At 57.3% G+C, this 18,416-nt stretch carries 16 protein-coding genes and 2 pseudogenes; 5 read left to right on the forward strand and 13 right to left on the reverse strand.

Annotation, left to right across the window (positions count from 1 at the left end; translation table 11 throughout):
- The 3 genes from MPJ51_RS11815 to MPJ51_RS11825 all read left to right on the forward strand — a co-directional run.
- Positions 1–1,347: peptidase domain-containing ABC transporter (locus MPJ51_RS11815; protein ID WP_298386640.1), on the forward strand; the 1,347-nt coding region annotated here is incomplete at its 5' end.
- The gene (locus tag MPJ51_RS11820) at positions 1,344–2,753 is read left to right on the forward strand and encodes an HlyD family type I secretion periplasmic adaptor subunit (RefSeq protein WP_298386643.1); all 1,410 of its coding nucleotides are present in this window, start codon (positions 1,344–1,346) and stop codon (positions 2,751–2,753) included. The genes MPJ51_RS11815 and MPJ51_RS11820, both read left to right, overlap by 4 nt.
- Entirely contained in the window at positions 2,753–4,261 is a 1,509-nt protein-coding gene (locus MPJ51_RS11825; protein ID WP_298386646.1) for a TolC family protein, read from the forward strand. The genes MPJ51_RS11820 and MPJ51_RS11825 overlap by 1 nt, the downstream gene beginning before the upstream one ends.
- 65 nt (positions 4,262–4,326) lie before the next feature.
- On the opposite strand, the gene MPJ51_RS11830 is transcribed toward MPJ51_RS11825, so the two are convergent.
- From MPJ51_RS11830 to MPJ51_RS11855, 6 genes are all read right to left on the reverse strand, one after another.
- Entirely contained in the window at positions 4,327–5,130 is an 804-nt protein-coding gene (locus tag MPJ51_RS11830; protein WP_298386649.1) for an ABC transporter permease, read from the reverse strand.
- Positions 5,127–5,981: an ABC transporter permease gene (locus tag MPJ51_RS11835; RefSeq protein WP_298386652.1), complete on the reverse strand. Its 855-nt coding sequence runs from the start codon at positions 5,979–5,981 to the stop codon at positions 5,127–5,129. Before MPJ51_RS11835 ends, MPJ51_RS11830 begins: the two co-directional genes overlap by 4 nt.
- Entirely contained in the window at positions 5,978–7,015 is a 1,038-nt protein-coding gene (locus MPJ51_RS11840) for an ABC transporter ATP-binding protein (RefSeq protein ID WP_298386655.1), read from the reverse strand. Before MPJ51_RS11840 ends, MPJ51_RS11835 begins: the two co-directional genes overlap by 4 nt.
- Before the next feature lie 68 nt (positions 7,016–7,083).
- The gene (locus MPJ51_RS11845) at positions 7,084–8,151 is read right to left on the reverse strand and encodes an extracellular solute-binding protein (protein WP_298386658.1); all 1,068 of its coding nucleotides are present in this window, start codon (positions 8,149–8,151) and stop codon (positions 7,084–7,086) included.
- A complete protein-coding gene (locus MPJ51_RS11850; RefSeq protein ID WP_298386660.1) occupies positions 8,138–9,094 on the reverse strand; it encodes an alpha/beta fold hydrolase in 957 nt (318 codons plus the stop codon). The genes MPJ51_RS11845 and MPJ51_RS11850 overlap by 14 nt, the downstream gene beginning before the upstream one ends.
- Positions 9,095–9,283: 189 nt before the next feature.
- A complete protein-coding gene (locus tag MPJ51_RS11855) occupies positions 9,284–10,111 on the reverse strand; it encodes a helix-turn-helix transcriptional regulator (protein WP_298386663.1) in 828 nt (275 codons plus the stop codon).
- 464 nt (positions 10,112–10,575) lie between these two features.
- On the opposite strand from MPJ51_RS11855, the gene MPJ51_RS11860 reads away from it, so the two are divergent.
- Both MPJ51_RS11860 and MPJ51_RS11865 read left to right on the forward strand, forming a co-directional pair.
- Positions 10,576–12,129, forward strand: coding sequence for a sulfatase-like hydrolase/transferase (locus MPJ51_RS11860; protein WP_298386666.1), 1,554 nt, complete (start codon positions 10,576–10,578; stop codon positions 12,127–12,129).
- A pseudogene (locus MPJ51_RS11865) lies at positions 12,130–12,300 on the forward strand (IS5/IS1182 family transposase); the annotation flags it as partial.
- A gap of 12 nt (positions 12,301–12,312) precedes the next feature.
- Here the strand turns inward: MPJ51_RS11865 and MPJ51_RS11870 are convergent.
- The 7 genes and pseudogenes from MPJ51_RS11870 to MPJ51_RS11900 form a co-directional block, all read right to left on the reverse strand.
- Positions 12,313–13,107: an IclR family transcriptional regulator gene (locus MPJ51_RS11870; protein WP_298386668.1), complete on the reverse strand. Its 795-nt coding sequence runs from the start codon at positions 13,105–13,107 to the stop codon at positions 12,313–12,315.
- A 161-nt stretch (positions 13,108–13,268) separates the two neighbouring features.
- A complete protein-coding gene (locus MPJ51_RS11875) occupies positions 13,269–14,222 on the reverse strand; it encodes an agmatinase (RefSeq protein ID WP_298386671.1) in 954 nt (317 codons plus the stop codon).
- Between the two features lie 26 nt (positions 14,223–14,248).
- The gene (locus MPJ51_RS11880) at positions 14,249–15,490 is read right to left on the reverse strand and encodes a Zn-dependent hydrolase (RefSeq protein WP_298386675.1); all 1,242 of its coding nucleotides are present in this window, start codon (positions 15,488–15,490) and stop codon (positions 14,249–14,251) included.
- A complete protein-coding gene (locus MPJ51_RS11885) occupies positions 15,487–16,785 on the reverse strand; it encodes an aminotransferase class III-fold pyridoxal phosphate-dependent enzyme (protein WP_298386678.1) in 1,299 nt (432 codons plus the stop codon). Before MPJ51_RS11885 ends, MPJ51_RS11880 begins: the two co-directional genes overlap by 4 nt.
- Positions 16,786–16,809: 24 nt before the next feature.
- Positions 16,810–17,175 (reverse strand): nuclear transport factor 2 family protein, encoded by a 366-nt coding sequence (locus MPJ51_RS11890; RefSeq protein WP_298386682.1) that lies wholly within the window; start codon positions 17,173–17,175, stop codon positions 16,810–16,812.
- Positions 17,176–17,488: 313 nt separating this feature from the next.
- Entirely contained in the window at positions 17,489–17,941 is a 453-nt protein-coding gene (locus MPJ51_RS11895; protein ID WP_298386685.1) for a PACE efflux transporter, read from the reverse strand.
- 221 nt (positions 17,942–18,162) lie between these two features.
- Positions 18,163–18,416: pseudogene (locus MPJ51_RS11900) on the reverse strand (aspartate aminotransferase family protein); the annotation flags it as partial.

Below are 18,416 nucleotides of genomic sequence, written 5' to 3' on the forward strand. Positions count from 1 at the left end.
TTGATCGAAATGTCGGCGGTTTTCCTGTTCCTGCCCGTCCTCATCTTTCTCAGCCTGAAACTGACTTATGTGGTTCTGGCGCTGACAATCATCTTGATGCTGCAGATGTTTCTGTCCCTGCGCATCCACCGCAAAAACCTTTCTCAGTTGTATAAGGCCGAAAGCGACCGCCAGGCGTTGGTTGTTGAAACCGTAACCGGCATCGAGACGATCAAAAGCCTGTCGCTTGAAGACGACCACAAAAAGAAGTGGATGGAAAAGACAAGCGAGGTCGTCACCAGCCAGAAAAAGATGGCGCAGTTGAACGGCCTTTTGCAGGAATCCAGCGGATTTCTGCAAAAGCTCATGCAGCTTGTTATCATATGGCTGGGCGCCCAATTGGTTCTGGCCGGTGACCTGACCATCGGCACCCTGATCGCCTTCAACATCTTGTCTGGCCGGATTGCCGGACCGCTGGTGCAATCAATCGGGCTTGCCAGCAAATATCAGGAAACGTCGCTGTCCGTTCGAATGCTCGGGACAATCCTTAACGGTCGCCCCGAACAGCTCTCGTCCGGGGGTGTCACGCCGCCGTTGAATGGTGAGATCGTCTTTGAAGACATTGAATATGCCTATGACAAAAGCCAACCGCCACTGATCAAAAACCTCAGCTTCCGCATCCCTCCGGGGGCCACAATCGGGGTGGTCGGCAAAAGCGGATCGGGCAAAAGCACGATCGCCAAGCTGTTGATGGGCTTCGACAAGCCAGACAGCGGCTATATCCGGATCGATGGCTACAATTTACGGGAATTCGACCTGCGATATCTGCGGCAGAGGGTTGCCAGTGTTTTCCAGCAAAGCACGTTGTTCAAAGGCAGCATCGCCGACAATATCGCCGCCGGGAACACCATTTCAGATCACTCAGAGGCTATCGAGGCCGCCCGCCTGACCCACGCGCACGAATTCATCAGAACATTGCCGCAGCGGTATGACACGATGCTGGAAGAAAATGCCGCGAATTTTTCCGGCGGGCAAAAGCAGCGCCTCAGCCTGGCGCGCGCCGTTCTACGAACAGCCGATATCGTCTTGCTGGACGAAGCGATGAGCGCAATCGACGCGCATATGGAAGAGGAAATTCTTCAGAAACTGCTGGATCACTGGCGCAATCAAACCGTCATCAACATTTCCCACCGAATGTCGACCATGCCACTGATGGATTACGTATTGGTCCTTGATAAAGGCGAACTGGTTGATTTCGCGCCCCATGAAATTCTCATTCGCCGTTGCGAAGCATATCGGGACCTTTGGCCCGGCATTGACGGAAATGTGCCCGCCACGTCCAGAGCAATGGGGATGGCCGGAGAATGACCGACAAAACCGAACATACCAACGATCAGAACAATTCTGAAAATCCTCCGGCAGCACCTGAACGTTCGGCCGACGTCGATCGCCTTATCACGACCTTCGCCCCTGCGCATGAAAGGTTGCTGAACGAAGACAATTCATTTGTTCAAAGGGTGACAGTCTGGACGTTCCTGCTTGTGGTGGCGGGTACGATTATTTTCCTGAACTTTGCGACTGTTAATTCGCAGATTATCGCCACGGGTATTTTGCAAACGACCACACCGAAATCGGTCGTTCAGGCCTTTAATTCCGGACGTCTGATCAATCTGAACGTTGATATCGGAGATCGCGTAAAAAAAGGCCATTTGCTGGCAACCGTCCAGAACGAATCCTCGCAAGTCGATTTTGAGGCGGTGAAATACGAACAAATGGTCAGCCGCGCGCTGGTCAGACGGTTGAAGGCTGAAATTTCCGGGGATGTTCCCGGCCGGTTCTCAATTGACCCTCACGTCAACGAATTGGAGGTGCAGGCGTTTCGGGCAAATATGGAACTGCATGAAATTTCTCGGAAACGTCTGGAGGAGGAATATTCAGAAAATCATAGCCTCATTGCCTCGAAAAGAAGGGAAATACCCACCTTAAGCAAACAATATGAATTGATGCAGGAGCTTCTTTCGGTGCGCAAGGCGCTGTACGAAAGTGAGCAGGATCAATTCCGTCGGGATGGCCCGCAAAAGGTAGATTACCTGCAAACGGCCACGGCCGTGGCGGATATTGAACGGCAATTGGTTCTGGCAAGAGAAGAAATTGCGACGCTTCAGCGCCGGGCAATAAAAATCCAAACAACGCAAGCCTCTTATGAATTGGAACGTCGCCAGCAACTGCAGCAAGAGTTGCTGGCAGCAACGAAGCAATTTGAAGACAGCCAGAAGAAATTCCAAAAAGTGCTGAAAAAGAATGAGCTGGTGGACCTGTACGCCCCCTTTGACGCCATTATTGTGGCGCGGACGGACAAAGCCGACGGTACTTTAATTGAAGCTGGCGAAGCCGTGTTTCAACTGCTGCCGCAGGACAGCCAGCTACAGGCGGTCATCGATGTGCGCCTGACCGATATCGCGCGTGTCGAGCCGCAGTCCGACGTCACTCTGAAGCTGGACTCTCTCCCCTTCACCAAGCACGGCGTCCTGCGCGGCAAGGTGGCAAAAATCAGCGCCGATGTGGAAAGTCAAAACTACACGGGGCAACAGGATCTGGTGTTCAGAAGCTGGATCGATATCGAAACCAACGAATTGGTCGACACACCGGCGAACTTTGAATTGCAGCCCGGCATGACGCTTGAGGCCAATATCAAAACCGGGAAACGGACAATCCTGTCCTACCTGATCAATCCGATTTTCCGCACCGTATCGCAAAGCTTTATCGAGCCGTGATGTTCAAGACCATGATCATAAAACCCCGCCTCGCCCGCTCTGCGGCGTTCCTTCTGGCCTTCGCGGTCAGTGCCTGTGTCGTTCGTCCGGAACCCCTGACGGAACAGGAACGACAGGAGCGCGCCCAGTTTCTACAAGAGGAAAGCGCAAAGCTTTGGACCACAAACAAGTCTTCCTTCGATCTGTATGACCTGATGAGCCGCGCCCTGTTGCGCAACCTTGAGATACAGCAGGGACAGCTTGCCGCCGAAGTCGAGAAAATAACGCTTGAGGAAATCCTGGCCGAGCAGTTCCCGCAGGCCAGCGTGCGAGCCCAATATTCGCAGCGAAGCAACGATGCCGGAGACGTCAATGATGTGACACCGCCTGACAGGGATATCCTGACCGCCGACATAACGTATAGTTGGTCAATCCTGGGTTTTGGGCAATCCTACTTGCGGGCACGTCAACAGGCCAACAATGCGCTCATTATCGAAGAAGAACGCGGACGTATCGCCAACCGCATCGTCACCGACACAACGGTGCTGTATCTGCGCGCGGCGACCGCCGACCGGCACCTGCCCGAGATCAACAAAATCCTGTCGCAGATCGATGCGAAAATTCAGGAAGCTGACCAGTTTGGGGCAAGAAACCTGATCGATCCCCTGCAAATCCTCTTGTTCAAGACACGCCTCACCGAGTTGAAGGTGAACCTCAACAGCTATAAGGCCGAATTGCGATCCGATCTGATCAGGCTGTCCTCGCTGGCGGCAACACGGCCAGAAAACTTGCGGTTCAGGCACCTGACACCCAGCACCAATCTATCCGTCAGGCTTCCCGGAACGACAGACAATCTTGAACAAGAAGCTTTGCTGAACCGCTCGGAACTGCGCCAGGCGGCATACCGGCAACGCAACAGCAGGCTGGATGTCTACCGCGATGTTGCTGCGCTGTTGCCGGATCTGGAATTCGCTCTGTCCGGCAACTTCAACAGCGAATCCACGCTGGACAACAATCAGTTCGGTCTGTTTTCCCAAACGGTGACCTATGATCTGCTTGGTCTGCTCAGACTGCCCTCGACCCGCAAGCGCCTCAAACTTCAGGAAGAGCTGCGTCGCATCGAAGACCTTGCGCTTGCAGTCTCGATTATCGAGCAGGTACGCCTGTCTTACGCGCAAGCGCTGATTTCCCAACAGGCTTTGGCACTGGAAAAAGAGCGTGCCGATCTGTGGAAACAGGTTTCGGACACACAGACGCAGCGCAGCAATTTCGACGTTCTGGAAGACCTGAACCAGTTCGAATACGTCATAAGAACACTCGAGTCGCAAATTGCTTACGAACAGGCCAGAACACAGCACTATGCCGACTATCTTCTTATTCTGCGGTCTACCGGTGTTAACTTTATCCCAAGCAATCAAACGTTTGGCAGTGAGGATGCGTTGGCAGCGGCGCTCAAGGAACATTGGGACAGGGTTGTAAGAAATGGGGGCCGTGCAGGTAATCCGGCCCGCGTTTCACCGGACACCTGACTGGTGTCTACACTGTGGTGGTCGGGAATAGACACCGCTTATCTTGTTGGTTTAGTGCCCGAAAATCACTTTGCGCCCGGGTTCTTCGATTCCGCGCCAAGCAATTTGGGCAGGTCCCCGTATCTGGCAACCAAGGCAAAGCCGATGATCGCCATAAGAAGAAAGAACATGGCTGCAGCGGCCACAACAGGGGAATACCCGGATCGAAGCTGGGTCACGATCTTGACAGGTAGCGTCACGGTGTGGAACTGGCCCAAAAAGAACGAAATCACGAACTCATTCATCGAAAAGACAACGACAAAGATCATGCCCGAAAAGATGTAAGGACGTATCTGAGGCAGAATAACTGTGGTCAGAACGTGTTGTCTGGTCGCCCCAAGCGTTTCGGCGGCCTCAAGCTGCTCGCGGTTGATGCTTTCCAGCCCCAGCGAGATCATCACCATTGGCAGCGTGACCATGAAAACCCCGTGGCCAATGATCAGGTTCACCGGGCGACCGGTCCAACCGATCTCGGCCCAGAAGCTGAGCATTCCAATCGCGGTGATCACGGGTGGCAGGGCAAATGGCATCAGACCCAACGAGAACAGCACCCGGGCGTAGCGCATGTTGTATCGCCAGAGCATGTAGGCAATGGGCAATGCAACTGACAACGCGACGACTGCCGCCCCCGCCGCGACACCCAGCGACGTGATCAGCGCCAGCCGCCAATCGGGGTGAAACAGCAGCTCTTGATACCAGCCAAGCGACAGGCCCTGCGGGGGGAAGAACAGCACGCGCTTTTCATTGAGCGACACGCCAAATGCCACGATAAGCGGAGCCGACAAAAGTGCGAGAAAAGCACCGACATAAAGCCGCGATAGCGTGGTCATACGGCTTTCCTTTCCCGCCCGCTCAGCCGCCAAACGACCAATAGGAACAAGATGGTGACGGCCAGGTAAATCATCGCCAGCGCCGCGCCAAAGGGGAAGTTGCTGCGCGTCATGACCTCGTCGCTGATGTAATTGGCAATCATCCATTCCTTGGGACCACCCAGCCAAAGCGGCGTCACCAATGCCCCCATCGTGAAGATGAACAGGACCAGAGTCGTTGCGATCAGGGTCCGAGACATGAGCGGTAAAATGACGGTGCGAAACATGGTCCATGGTCCGGCACCCAGCGTGCGCGCGGCCTCGATCACCTCGGGGTTCAGGCGGCTGAAGCCAGGGAACATCATGACCACCGCAAAAGGCAGGTTGAAATAGGTCAACCCGATCAGAACCGCCCAGTAACCGCGCGCCCAGGATTGCGGACGCTCCATCAACCCAAGCCAGACAAAGAGGTTCGAAATGCCAGAGCCGCGCGACAGGATGATCGACCAGCCAAAGGCGACGATGACCTCGGACAATGACATGGCGCAGAGCACGAAGATCAGGGTCAAAACCTGTGGGCGCGGGCGCAGACGTGAAACGAAGTAAGCGAAGGGCACCGCAATCAGCACCGAAACGACCGAGGCGATGGCGGCGAATTCAACCGATGTCAGGAATGCGTTGAGATAAAGCTCTTGCCCAGCGCGGATGTAGCTGTCGAATTCGAAGCCACGTTCATAATAGCTTTCGGTGCGATGGTAGAAGGACACCGCCAGCATGATGCCCAGCGGCACCACGAAGAACAGGACCAGCATCGCCCCGGCGTAGCCCAGCGGCACGCTGAACCGGAGGGCGGGATCGCGGGTTGTGCTCATGCAGGGACCACCCGGCAGGCTTGCGGTGGCAGGATCGCCTGTATCTGTTGCCCCGTTGCGTAACGCGTCCGGTCGGCTTTGGGGATCTTTGCGGTCAGCCTGATGCCCTGCCCTTCCAGCAGCACCTGAACGCCTTCACCCAGATCCCGCAGGAAAGCCACGGTCATGGGAAGGGCATTTTCGCCCGCTTCTTCCGACAGGATCACATCCTCGGGACGGACGGACAGGACCATGTCGCCGGTGCCCGCAACCGTCTCGTTCACCAGCAACGGCCTGTCGTTGAAACGCGCGATGCTGCCGTCCAGTGTGACCGGCAGCAGATTGCTTTCGCCAATGAACCCCGCGACAAACCCGTTGGCGGGCCGATGATAGACCTCTTCAGGGCTGCCCACCTGTTCGATCCTGCCTGGCGACATGACGACAATCTTGTCGGACATGGTCAACGCCTCGCGCTGGTCATGGGTCACGGTGATGGTGGTGATGCCCAGTTTCTGTTGCAACAAGCGCAGTTCAATCTGCATCTGTTCGCGCAGTTGCGCATCCAGCGCCGAAAGCGGTTCGTCCAACAGGAACAGGCGCGGATTACGGGCCAGTGCGCGGGCAATGGCAACGCGCTGTTTCTGGCCGCCCGATAGCTGGCTGATTTGGCGCGGGCCGAACCCGTCCAGCGCGACGAGGCGCAGAAGTTCGTCAACACGCCGAGCAATCACATCCCTGCCCTCGCCTGCGATACGCAGCCCGTATCCGATATTCTCGGCCACGTTCAGGTGAGAAAAAAGCGCCAGCGACTGGAACACCATCCCGATCCCGCGCGCATTGACAGGTGTATTGCCCAGATCCGAACCATCCAGAAGAATGCGCCCTGACGTGACGGTCTCCAACCCCGCGATCATGCGAAGAAGTGTGGTCTTTCCGCATCCTGACGGACCCAGGAATGAAACGAATTCACCTGACCCGATGGACAGGACAGCGTCTTGCACGACGACGGTCGTGCCGAATGCTTTTGTGACACGTTCAAGGACCAGATCAGCCATGTTGCCCGATATACCAGAAAAGGGAATGCGCCGGGCATTGATTGCCCGGCGTAGAACAGAGTACCGACTTAGTTGGCGATCAGCGAGGCCCAGCGTTCAGCGATATAATCCGCTTCGCTGACATAGACGTCGAACAGTGGAACAATGGGCGCACCGGGCGCGGACACTGCGCCGAATTCTTCGTCGGTCAGATCGGTCAGGGCTTGCGGCACAATGGGCGCAGTGCCAATCATCCGCGACATCAGCGCCTGCACCTCGGGCGAGCAGCACCAGTTCACGAATACCTCGGCCTCGGCCAATTTCTGGCTGCCCTCGATCACACCCCAGGAGCCGAAGTCGATCACGCCACCCTCGGCCGGAAAGGTCGAGCGCACCGGGAAACCGTCGGCCGCGGCCAGCAATGTTACGTCGTGATAGTACTGACCTGCCGGTATCTCTCCGCTTTGCAGTGCCTGCTGAAACTGGCCTTCGTCCTTGTACCAAAGCGTGACGTTCTCGCGCAGTTCGGCGGCCTTTTCCATGACCTGATCCAGCCCCTCGCGCGTGCGCAGAATATCTTGCCCATCAAAGAAGGTCTTGGCCGTGATATCAAGGATATAGCTGGTGTCGGCATTGGCATTCAGACCCAGCGAGCCCTTATATGTTTCGCCCCACATATCGGCCCAGCTTGCAGGGGGTTCGGGGAAAACGTCGGTATTGGTGACAAAGGTCGTGTACCAGGCCAATACGGCCACGGCCCGAATGCGCCCTTCGGCGTCGCGTGTAATCAGGGCGGGGTCGACATTGGCGATGTTGGGCAGCGCCGCCTCGTCCAGTGCCGCGAACAGATCCATCTGGCGGATCGCCCCCTGGCCGCCGGGCATCGAGACATCCGCCGGAGGCTCGCCCGTAGCAGCGCCCGCGCGGATGGCAGCCCACCACGAGGCACCGCCAGACTGGCTGACCGAATTGATCGCAATGCCGGTATCTTCGGTGAATTTCGGATAAACATGCTTGATCAGCGAGTCCTCGAAATACCCACCAAAGGCCGAAACCTTCAGGCTTCGATCCTGTGCCCGCAGGATGGACGGTGTAGCGAGGACAGCCGCTGAACTGGCCGTCAGAAATGCGCGTCTGTTCATGTTAAAGCGTTTCATTGCTTGCTCCCCTATTGGTGTGTTGTTCAGGTGGATTGGCTCTGGCGGAGTCCGATCGGGCAATGCCATCGAAGGTCGCCATGACACGAGCCGCAATCCCCGGCTCGAAAACGAAATGCCCGGCATCCGGCACGATATGCAGTGTTGCATCAGGCCAGGCCCGGGCCAGCTCTGTTGCATTTGCGCAGGGGCAGATCATGTCATCCGCACCCTGAATGATCGTGCCCGGAACCCCTTGCAGCCTGCCAATCTGATCAAGGATGTAGCGGTCGGGGATAAAACAGCCCTGACAGAAATAACCCAGTTCGATTTCAAGCTGCGGCAGGATTTCCGCGACACTTTCTTCGTCACGGTCCAGTTCCGGGTCATAATGCCGAATATCGGCCAGCGCCGACTGGTGCGCGGTGTAGATCCGGATCGCAGGTTCATGTATCGCCAGATCAGGATCGGTGATCAGATCCCGATACCGCTCCAGCAGGTCTTGCGAGGTTTTCGCGTCAACATGTCGGGTCAATGCATCGCATTCACGCGGCTTCATCCAGCGCGCGCCGAAATTCACCCATTCGGCCTCGGCAGCCAGTGCAAGGAAGACCCCCCAGACAGTCAGGCTGCGCAGCCGGTCTGGATGGGCAATGCCATAACACAACCCCAGCGTGGACCCCCAAGAACCGCCAAAAACATGCCAGCTATCAATCCCGCGCAAGACGCGGAGGGCTTCGATATCGCCGATCAGGGCCTGCGTGGTGTTCCCGCGCATCTCGCCCAATGGGCGCGAGCGCCGTGTCCCGCGCTGATCCATCAGGATAAGCCGGAACCGCTCGGGGTCGAACAGGCGTGGAATGGCGCGGGGTCTGGGCCGCCCGGGTCCACCGTGCAGATAAAGAACCGGAATGCCGTTCGGGTGACCGTATTCCTCCCAGAATACTTCGTGCCCGTCGCCCATGTTCAGAAAGCCATCAATGCGGGCCCGGCGTTCCGGAAAGAGAGACGATTTTGACCAGACCGGGCTCAACGCGGGAAACCTCTGTAAGGATCACTCCCTCAAAGGCTATGGTCGGGCATGCCTTCTGTCAGTATCTTTTAGTTGCATCTATGACGCTATTTGGCGCTATGTAGATACAAATAGCAACAATTACTCGTAGAATCCGATCAGTGCCTTGCCGTTTCCAAATCCATTGGGATCAAGCGCACGCAGGATCATCGGGTCAATCTCATCAGAGTCGGGCGGGAAGACCGCACATTGCCTTAAGCCGCTTTTGACGTCGATGTCCTGCCCCAGAAACTCCAACACCACCCGAGCGCTATAGATCATATCCGTTCCCGCACTGGTAACGCCGGTCAGCAGGCCGTGAAGATAGTGGAAATTGGTGCGGGTCGCGGCATTCACAATCATTGCCGAGAAATTCTCTCCACCGCGTTCCTGACTCTCAACGATGAAAATCCGGTCGTCATGCAACCAGAGACAGGATTGAATCATATGCGTTGCCCGTCCAAATTTCGGACTGCCGCTCCAATGCATTCGGTCGAGTGACTTGGCATAGGTCATCTCGGCATCCTGCCAGATTCGCATCAACGCCCGCACCACGCCATCCTTCCAGGATGGTGTTCTGTAGTAGAGATGGTAATAGCCGCAATAACTTTGCAACCCCGCCAGAGATGCCTTCATCATCCGTCGGTGACGGCGAAATTCCTGCGCAATTCCCATTGGAACGTAAGAGGCCAGCGGGCGCGAAAAGACCTCGGTTTTGAAGACGTCATGCGGCAGCAATATCTCGGCCTCGTCCACACCGAAGAAATCGCAAATGCGCGACAGAACATTCAGCGAGGGTTTGGTCTGCCCCGAAAGATAGCGCGTGAACTGAGGCCGATTGATCGCAAGCCGGTTGCACACTTCGGTAATACTCTTGTACCGCCCGCACAGCAGGCGCAGGTTTTGCGAGAAATCAGATTGTGACGTCATCTGTGGTGCCCTGTTGCGGTGACTGATAGGGGCGGCAAAAGCCTGTGGTTATACATGTTTACACCGCAACCATGTCATCTACGAGATGTTCGGGACAAGTTGCTGGCGATGTCTGCCCAAATACGACCTCCGCCTGCAGTAGAGGGGCTGATGGAGCGAACCGCTCTTATAGAGTTGATTGCCCAAGCTCTGCACGATCCAGGTGATGGCAAACACCTTGGGGGTTTACCGTGCGACAGCGTGCTTCCTGTCCTATGCGGTGGATTCAGTTACATCGAAGGCCGCTGTCGCAGTTGCGCAAAAAATCACCGGCCTGACGTTCGATCTGACTGGAAAACCTGCCTGAAATTGCGATGTTCGCCGGACTGGTTGCCACATTTGGTTCCTCTTTTCGTTCAAGCGTTGTACCAGTCCCCAACCGGCTTTAACCGTCCAAAACCTAGCTCTAATTTCAGGGTTCTCGAATGAAACCGCACCGCACCCCGACGCGAAACGTCTTGTTCATCATCATTGATCAGCTGCGTGCCGATTGTGTGTTCGGACCAATGGCCGATCATGTGGAACTGCCCAATCTCCGGTCATTCATGAAAGACGCGGTCTCATTCAAGCGGCACTTTTCAGTGACCAACCCCTGCGGACCATCGCGTGCTTCGATCCTGACCGGGCAATATGCGATGAATCATCGCTCTGTCCGCAATGGAACGCCCTTGCGCCATGATACGCCCAATATTGCGACCGAAATGCGCAAGGCCGGATATTTACCAATGCTGTTCGGCTATACCGATACCTCACAGGACCCGCGGGCCTTTGACGCCAATGACCCGGCGCTGAAGACCTATGAGTTTCCGATGAACGGGTTTCATGAGATGACCGAGATGCGGATGGAGATGTCCTATCCGTGGCAGTCGCATCTGATGAATCAGGGCTATACGTTCGAAGACTACTGGGATGTCTACAAGCCGGTTTCCCCGGATGGCGGTGCACCGAAACTGAACGACCCGGCACTTTATGCGGCAGAAGACAGCGATACCGCATTCCTGACCAATTCGTTCCTGGGGAAAATGACAGCCTACCATAAAGAAAGCTGGTTCGCCCACCTAACCTATATCCGACCACACCCGCCTCTGGTCGCGCCAGCGCCCTACAATACCATGTACGATCCGGCCTTGCTGCCGCAGCCCGAACGTCTGGCCTCAGCCGAAGCGGAATGCGCGCAGCATCCCTTCTTTGATCCGGTGCTGCGCAACAACACCGTCGCCGGATTTGTCCAGGGTTTCCCGGATCTGGAGCCGACGGATGAAAACATCGCCACTCTGCGCTCGGTCTATCTGGGGCTTGCTACGGAAGTGGACCATCACGTCGGGCGAGTGATCCAGTTCCTCAAGGACACCGGTCAGTATGACAACACCATGGTGGTGATCACTGCAGACCATGGCGAGATGCTGGGTGATCGGCATTCCTGGGGCAAGATGACGGTCTATGACGCAGCCTATCACACGCCGCTGATCATCCGGATACCCGGCAACGAGGCCCGTTCCGGCAAATGCCTCACGGAGATCACCGAGTCGATCGATGTGACACCCACCATTCTGGATTGGGTTGGGCAGGAGATTCCGAACTCCATGGATGGCCACTCTCTGTTGCCTTTGCTGACAGGAGAAGCGCCCCAGAGCTGGCGACAATATTCCTTCTCGGAACTGGATTTCTCGGAACCGATGAAGCCGACCTTGTGGCAGGACGTATTGGGCACCTCGCCAAGTGACAGTTGCCTGGGCATTCTGCGGGATGAGCGGTTTACCCTGGTCGAATTTGCCGCCGACGTGCCGCCCATGCTGTTTGACCATCTGGGGCGCGGAGAATTGGAGAATGTGTCCGAACGACCAGAATACGCGGCCGATCTCATGCGTTTGACCCGGATGATGCTTCGGCACCGGATGAAGAACATGGATCATACTCTGTCGCTGATGGCGATCACAAATGATGGCGTATTCCGAAAGTCCCGATCCGAAGTGACCTAGCCGCGCGTTCTTTTGGCAGACCGGGATTAGGACGCCAGCAGTATTCGCAAAACCATGGATAATCGCACCGTGCGGCCCGTCATCCCCATGCAGAATTCGCGCAGGAAGCGCGTTGGTATCGACAGGTCGCTCTATCGTCTTCGTAGTTTGGTTGGGCGTTGCTTCAACAAACGGCTCGTATTGCTACTTGAACAACACCGATATCTCATCCGCAGCCTGACGGAGGCTGTTGGCCAGATCCGGTGACGAAATCAAACCATTTCGCAACATTCTGCTTTTGGGACCGACGACCCCCAATGCGCCAGCCAGAGTGTTGCGCAAAAAGACCGGGACGCAAATTGAATACACGTCCTGATCCAGTTCACCATCATTGATCGCATATCCTTGCCGGTGGATTTCCACGAACAGATCCTGCAATGCCTTCAGATCCGTTTGTGTCTCGGTCCGGTAAGCGGTCAATGCGTAGCTTGCTGGCAGGGCGTGCGGAGCGTCCGTTGAAAAAGCATGTATAACCTTACCCGCCGCGGTCGCATGCAGGGGAAATTCGGTCCCGGGGTGGATATACGTATTCGCGCCCGTTTTGGGGACCGTATAATCCAGCAGAGTATTGCCGTGTTGAGAGGCGGTTACAAAAAAGCTTGTCTCATTTGTACTTTCGGCAAGGTGGTCAAGCGCGGGTTTGCAGACATCCTTCAAAGAGCTTTGGCCTGTCACGAACAACCCGAGCCGTTCGACACGGGGGCCCGCAGAATAGGTCTTGTTACCGGAATCGAAGGACAGCATCCGGCTTTCCACCAGATTGGACAGCAACCGGAATGTGGAGGATTGCGGCAGGTTGCTGATCTGGACGATCTCGTTCAGCGACAGGTTGCGCCCCGAACTGACCACAATGTCCAATAGGGTAAAGGCGCGCTCAAGCGGGTTCGACTTGCTCATGTTGATCCGGTGTGCTCGCGTCGTTTCCAGGTCTTTCTTCACCCTATCCTTAAGTCAGAAAGACCGAAACATACACCCCGCACAGATGGTTATGCCCTATGGCGGAGGGTCGGGTGGCGGTTTCGACGCAAACCCTCTGTGTCGGGGTTTTCTGCATCAACAACCGCCACCCTGTTCACTCAACCATTCAACCGTTCAACCATTCAACCATTCGATTCAACCGCGCGCGACATGACACAGAGCAATTCGAACATCAGGTTGGCGGCGGTGATGCAGGTGATGCCGGTCGGGTCATAACAGGGCGCGACCTCGGATATGTCCGCGCCGACAAGATCGACGCCTTCAAGCGCGCGGATGATGACCTGCGCGTCGCGGGGTGTGATGCCGCCGATTTCGGGCACCGGCGTGCCGGGGCAATACGAGGGGTCCAGACCGTCGATATCAATGGTCATATAGGTGCGGCCGGTGCCCAGAACCTCGTTGATCTTGGCGATGGCGGCGGCGCGGCCCATTTCCTCGTATTCATCATAGGTGATGATGGTGAACCCGGCCTCGTACCCATAGGCGATGTCGTCTGGGCTGAAACGGGTGCCGCGCAGGCCCAGTTGCACCACGCGTTTGGGATCAATCAGCCCTTCTTCCAGCCCCCGCCGCATGAAGGTCGCGTGATTGACTTTGGTGCCGCACATTTCGTCCAGCGTGTCGGCGTGGCTGTCGATCTGCAGGATGCCAACGGGTTCCTGACGGGCAATGCCACGCAGGATCGGGGTCGGGATGGTGTGATCTCCCCCAACCGAGATCGGGCGGATATTCAGGGCGGTCAGATCAGCATAGAATTTCTCGATCGTCTCGATGCTTTCATCCTTGTTCAGCGGGTTGATCGGTGCGTCACCCAGATCGGCAATGTTGCACATCTTGTAGGGCTGGATGCCTGAGGTCGGATGCACCTTGCGGATGATCCGGCTGGCCTGACGCACGGCGGCGGGGGCCTCGCGCGGGCCGCCGCGATAGTTCAGGCCAATGTCGAAGGGCACGCCGACAAGGCCAATGTCGATCTCTTCGTTCATGTCCACGCGCTGCGTGCGCAAAAAGGTCGCCACATCCGAGAAACGCGGGACAACGGCGGCGTCAACCGGTTCGTATTTGGGGTTAACCATTTGAAGATCCTCTTGGTGAAATGGGCTCAGGCCGGGATGGTTTCGGCGTCGGCCAGCGTCAAAGCGGCCTGCAACAGCACGTTTGCGCCGGCTTCGGCCTCTTCGGGGGTGATGGATTCGGCGGGGTTGTGGCTGATGCCGTCCTTGCAGGGGGAAAAGATCATCGCCGTGGGGCAGACATGGGTGACATAAACCGCGTCATGCCCGGCACCGCTGACCAGTTCCATCGCGCTGTAGCCGCAGGTTTTCACCGCATCGCGCACCGCGTTCACGCAGGTCTCGTTGAACACCAGTTCGGGTGAGGCGCCGAATTCGTCCCGTTCGATGTCAAAACCCAAGGCGCGCTCGGCCTCGGCGGCGGCCTCATAGGTGGCGATCAGATCGGCCAGTACATCGGCCTTTGGATGGCGCAGGTCCAGCGTGAATTCGACCGTATTCGGGATCGTGCTGTGCGATTCCGGGGTGGTGTCGATCAACCCGACGGTAAAGCGCGCATCCTTTGTGGCATTGGCCTTGGCATAACAAGCCGCCGCAATCCGGGTGAAAGCGCCCACCGGGTCCAGCCGCATGTCCATCGGTGTGGTGCCCGCATGGGATTCGCGACCCCGGATGGTGACAGTGTTATAACTCATCGCCTGCGCGCCGGTGACGACGCCGACCATCGCGCCCTTGCGCTCCAGCACCGGACCCTGTTCGATATGCAGCTCTAGAAAGGCGGCGAATTTGCGGTCGCCTACGGGTTCGGCACCCTCGTACCCGATGTCGCGCAGCGCTTCGATGAAGCCGATGCCTTCGCGGTCTGTCCAGGTGCGGGCCTCATCCATCGAGAAGATGCCAGCATAGACACCACTGGCCGCCATCGAGGGCACAAAACGGCTGCCTTCCTCGCTGGTCCAGTTGATCACCGTGATCGGGCGGCGCGTGCGCAGGCCCGCGTCATGCAGGGTGCGCACCACTTCGAGTCCCGCCAGAACGCCCAGAACACCGTCAAACTTGCCACCGCAAGGCTGGGTGTCGAGGTGACTGCCAAGCGCCACCGGCAACAGGTCGTTATCCGTGCCCGCATAGGTGGCGAACATGTTGCCAAGCGCATCGACCGCCACCTCCATTCCCAGATCCCGGCACCAGTCCGCGAACAGGTCGCGGCCCTTGCCATCCTCGGGCGTCAGCGCCTCGCGATTGATGCCGCCATCATCGCGCGCGCCAATCTGCGCGTGGGTCATCAGACTGTCCCACAGGCGCGCTTTGTCTACGCGCAGATCGTTCATCCCGCATATTCCTGATCAGCCAGTTCCAGCCCGTAGTCGAGCGCCGAAAGGATGCCCTCCAGCTCCTCTTCCGAGATGATGAAGGACGGGGCCAGAAACAGCGAAATCTGTTCACCGCTGGTCCCGATCAGCGCGCCGGCCTCCAACGCGCGGTTCGAGACACGCGAGGCAATCGGAACCTCGCCGGTGTTGTTTTCCCAAGTGCGCCAGTCCGGGCCGTGCAACTCGACCGTCCAGTGCAGGCCGTTGCCATCGACGCGGGCGACGCTGGGGTGTTTTTGGGCGATCTCGATCAGGCGGCGTTCCATGATGCCTTCCAGATGCTTGACGCGTGCCACCAGATTGTCCCGCTTCAACACCTGCAGATAAGCGCGGATACAAGACACGGTCAGGGAATGACCCCGGAAGGTGGAATAGGTCTGCCAGCTTTTGTCTTCCATCATGTCGACAAGCGCTTTCGACAGCACAACCGCGCCCACGGGCGACGAGCCACCGGCCAGACCCTTGCCCAGAGTGACAATGTCAGGCCGCGTCTCACCGCCCTGAAAGGCAAACATGCGCCCGACCCGGCCCGTGCCGGTAACGACCTCATCCGCGATCCACAGCGATCCGGCCTTTTTCGCGGCGCGGGCCACCCGGTCCTGATACTCGCTGTCGTAATAGATGCCGCCCTGCGTGTAATCGAGGATGGTGCAGGCGGTGTCCGACAGGGTGTCCTCGATCCCTTCCAGACGTTCGGACAGCGGGCGATTGTCGGACAGGGCACCGTATTTTGCGCCCAGAGGTTCGGGGATCTGACGTACCGGAATGGTGACCGGAACCGGCCTGGATTCACCGTTCTGCACCGCCAGACCGCCATGCCATTGCGGCTGCACGGTCAGGTGCTGCGACATGCCCGACATGCCGTGATAGGCCCGCACCCGCGTGGCCAGTGGCGTGCGCCCGGTGATCGACTGCGCCAGCGACATGGCCAGATCGTTGGCCTCGCCCCCGCTGAGAAAGAACCGGACCCCGCCGACCCAATCCTTTTCCTCGGCAAAGGCGATGTCGATCACGTCCTCGGCGGCCTGTTCACGCTCTTTCCAGAACCAGCCTTCGTTGATGATCGGGTTTTCGGCGGCCTTGCGCACCGCCTCGACCATATCCGGGTGACGATGGCCCAGCGGGCCGCCGGTGTTCGAGCCGTCCAGAACCTTGCGCCCGTCTTCCAGATGGAAATAGACACCATCGCCGCCGACAACCTTGAAACTGGTGCCCTTGCCCGCGTTCAGGCCGGTATAGATAAGCTTGCTCATTTGCGTTCTCCGGGGAATGAGACGTCACAGCGCCTGTTTGCGGAACGTGTCCTTGATGTGGATTTTGCCGTCGCGCAGGGTAAAGACATCGACACCGCGCACATTGACCTTCGACCCGTCCGCCTTGGTGCCGGTAAAGCGCCACTCGGTCACCGCGCGATCCCCGTCGACGAAGTGATTCACATCGTTCCACGCCGCATCGGGGAACATTTGCCAGAGGGCCGCATACGACGTGCGCAAAGCCTCTTGACCCTGATACGTCGCACCATCGGGTTCGGGGCCTGCTGATCCATAAAAGATGCCGTCCTCGGTCATGCACTCAAGCAGCGCGTCCACGTCATGCGCGTTCCAGGCAGCGGCGAACTTATCAAGCAGGTCAACAGCAGACATAGCGTTCCTCATTATTCCATTTTTCGGAACTTAACTTTGTTTTTCGGAATTATCAATTGGAATTTTGCCGTACATCACTTGCGGCAGAGAGAGCTTTAGAGCCCGTCAAAAACCGCTCTGACAAAGGGTTCGCGCGCGAAGGGTCGGACACTGGATCAATGATTGTGACGGCCACCATCCGCACGACGGCCTGAGTTGGAAATTGCAGCAGGAGGTCAGCAAGCCCAAAACCGTTTGGGTGTCCGATGCCTTGAGTTCCGAAGTAGATTTTAGGCAGCAAGCCTATCGGTAAACTCGGAAGAGGCGCCCCCCCTCAGCCAAGCCGCTCGGACGCCCCGGAAACCGGAAAAATCCGGTCATAGCACCAGGTGAAGACAAATGTGTAAACCATCACCGACGTGCTGACGACAAGATTGACCGAGATCGCCTCGAGAAGGCTCAGGTGCAACCAGAGCATATAGATCGGGGCAGCGGTCGAGATCAGCACGCATTCCAAGCCGAATGCATGAAGTAAACGGCCACGCAATTTGCGATCGGAAGACACCCGGCCAGTTTTGGCCTCAAGACGATCCACCACCAAATTGTAGAGGTAGTTCATGGACATCGCCCAAACCGATAGAATGATGTTCAGTAAGCCCATGTCCCAAAGCGGTCGGTCAAAAGCCCAGGCCATGGCGGGCACCAGAAAAATCAAAAGAAAGACTTCGAAGCCGATGATATAGCGCAGGCGATCAAAACGGGTGCGTATAACGGCTGAGGTGGTCATAAACGCTTCTCATATCACAGTCATGATGAAACAGAACAGCCGTGTCGCGAACACACCAAATGCGCTTGCAATCATGGATATCGGGCGCCGTTATCCGTCATGTGTATGTTTGGAAATCTCATCAAAACCGGGCTGCTCTGGTTGAAGCCTTGCCGTTCTGGCCCTGTTGATTTTCCGGACATTGCCCCCAGCCCCGTTGCATTCGGGGCCGGGGGGCTGGGTCATAGAAGCCCGTCGGCCTGCAACCCTTCGACCACCTCTTCCATGGCCGCTCGCAGGGTCGAAACCAGCGTGTCGACCTCGTCTCGGGTGATGGTCAGCGGCGGGGACATCACGTTGAGGTTGTCGATCGGGCGCACGATCAGGCCGCGTTTCTCGGCGGCCTCGGCGATGCGCGAGCCGATGGCGACCTCAGGCGGAAAGATCTCGCGGGTGTCCTTGTCGGCCACGTTGACCACGCAGGCCATCAGATGGC

Origin of the sequence: Ruegeria sp. (assembly GCF_028066395.1) — a bacterium.
GTDB lineage: Bacteria > Pseudomonadota > Alphaproteobacteria > Rhodobacterales > Rhodobacteraceae > Ruegeria.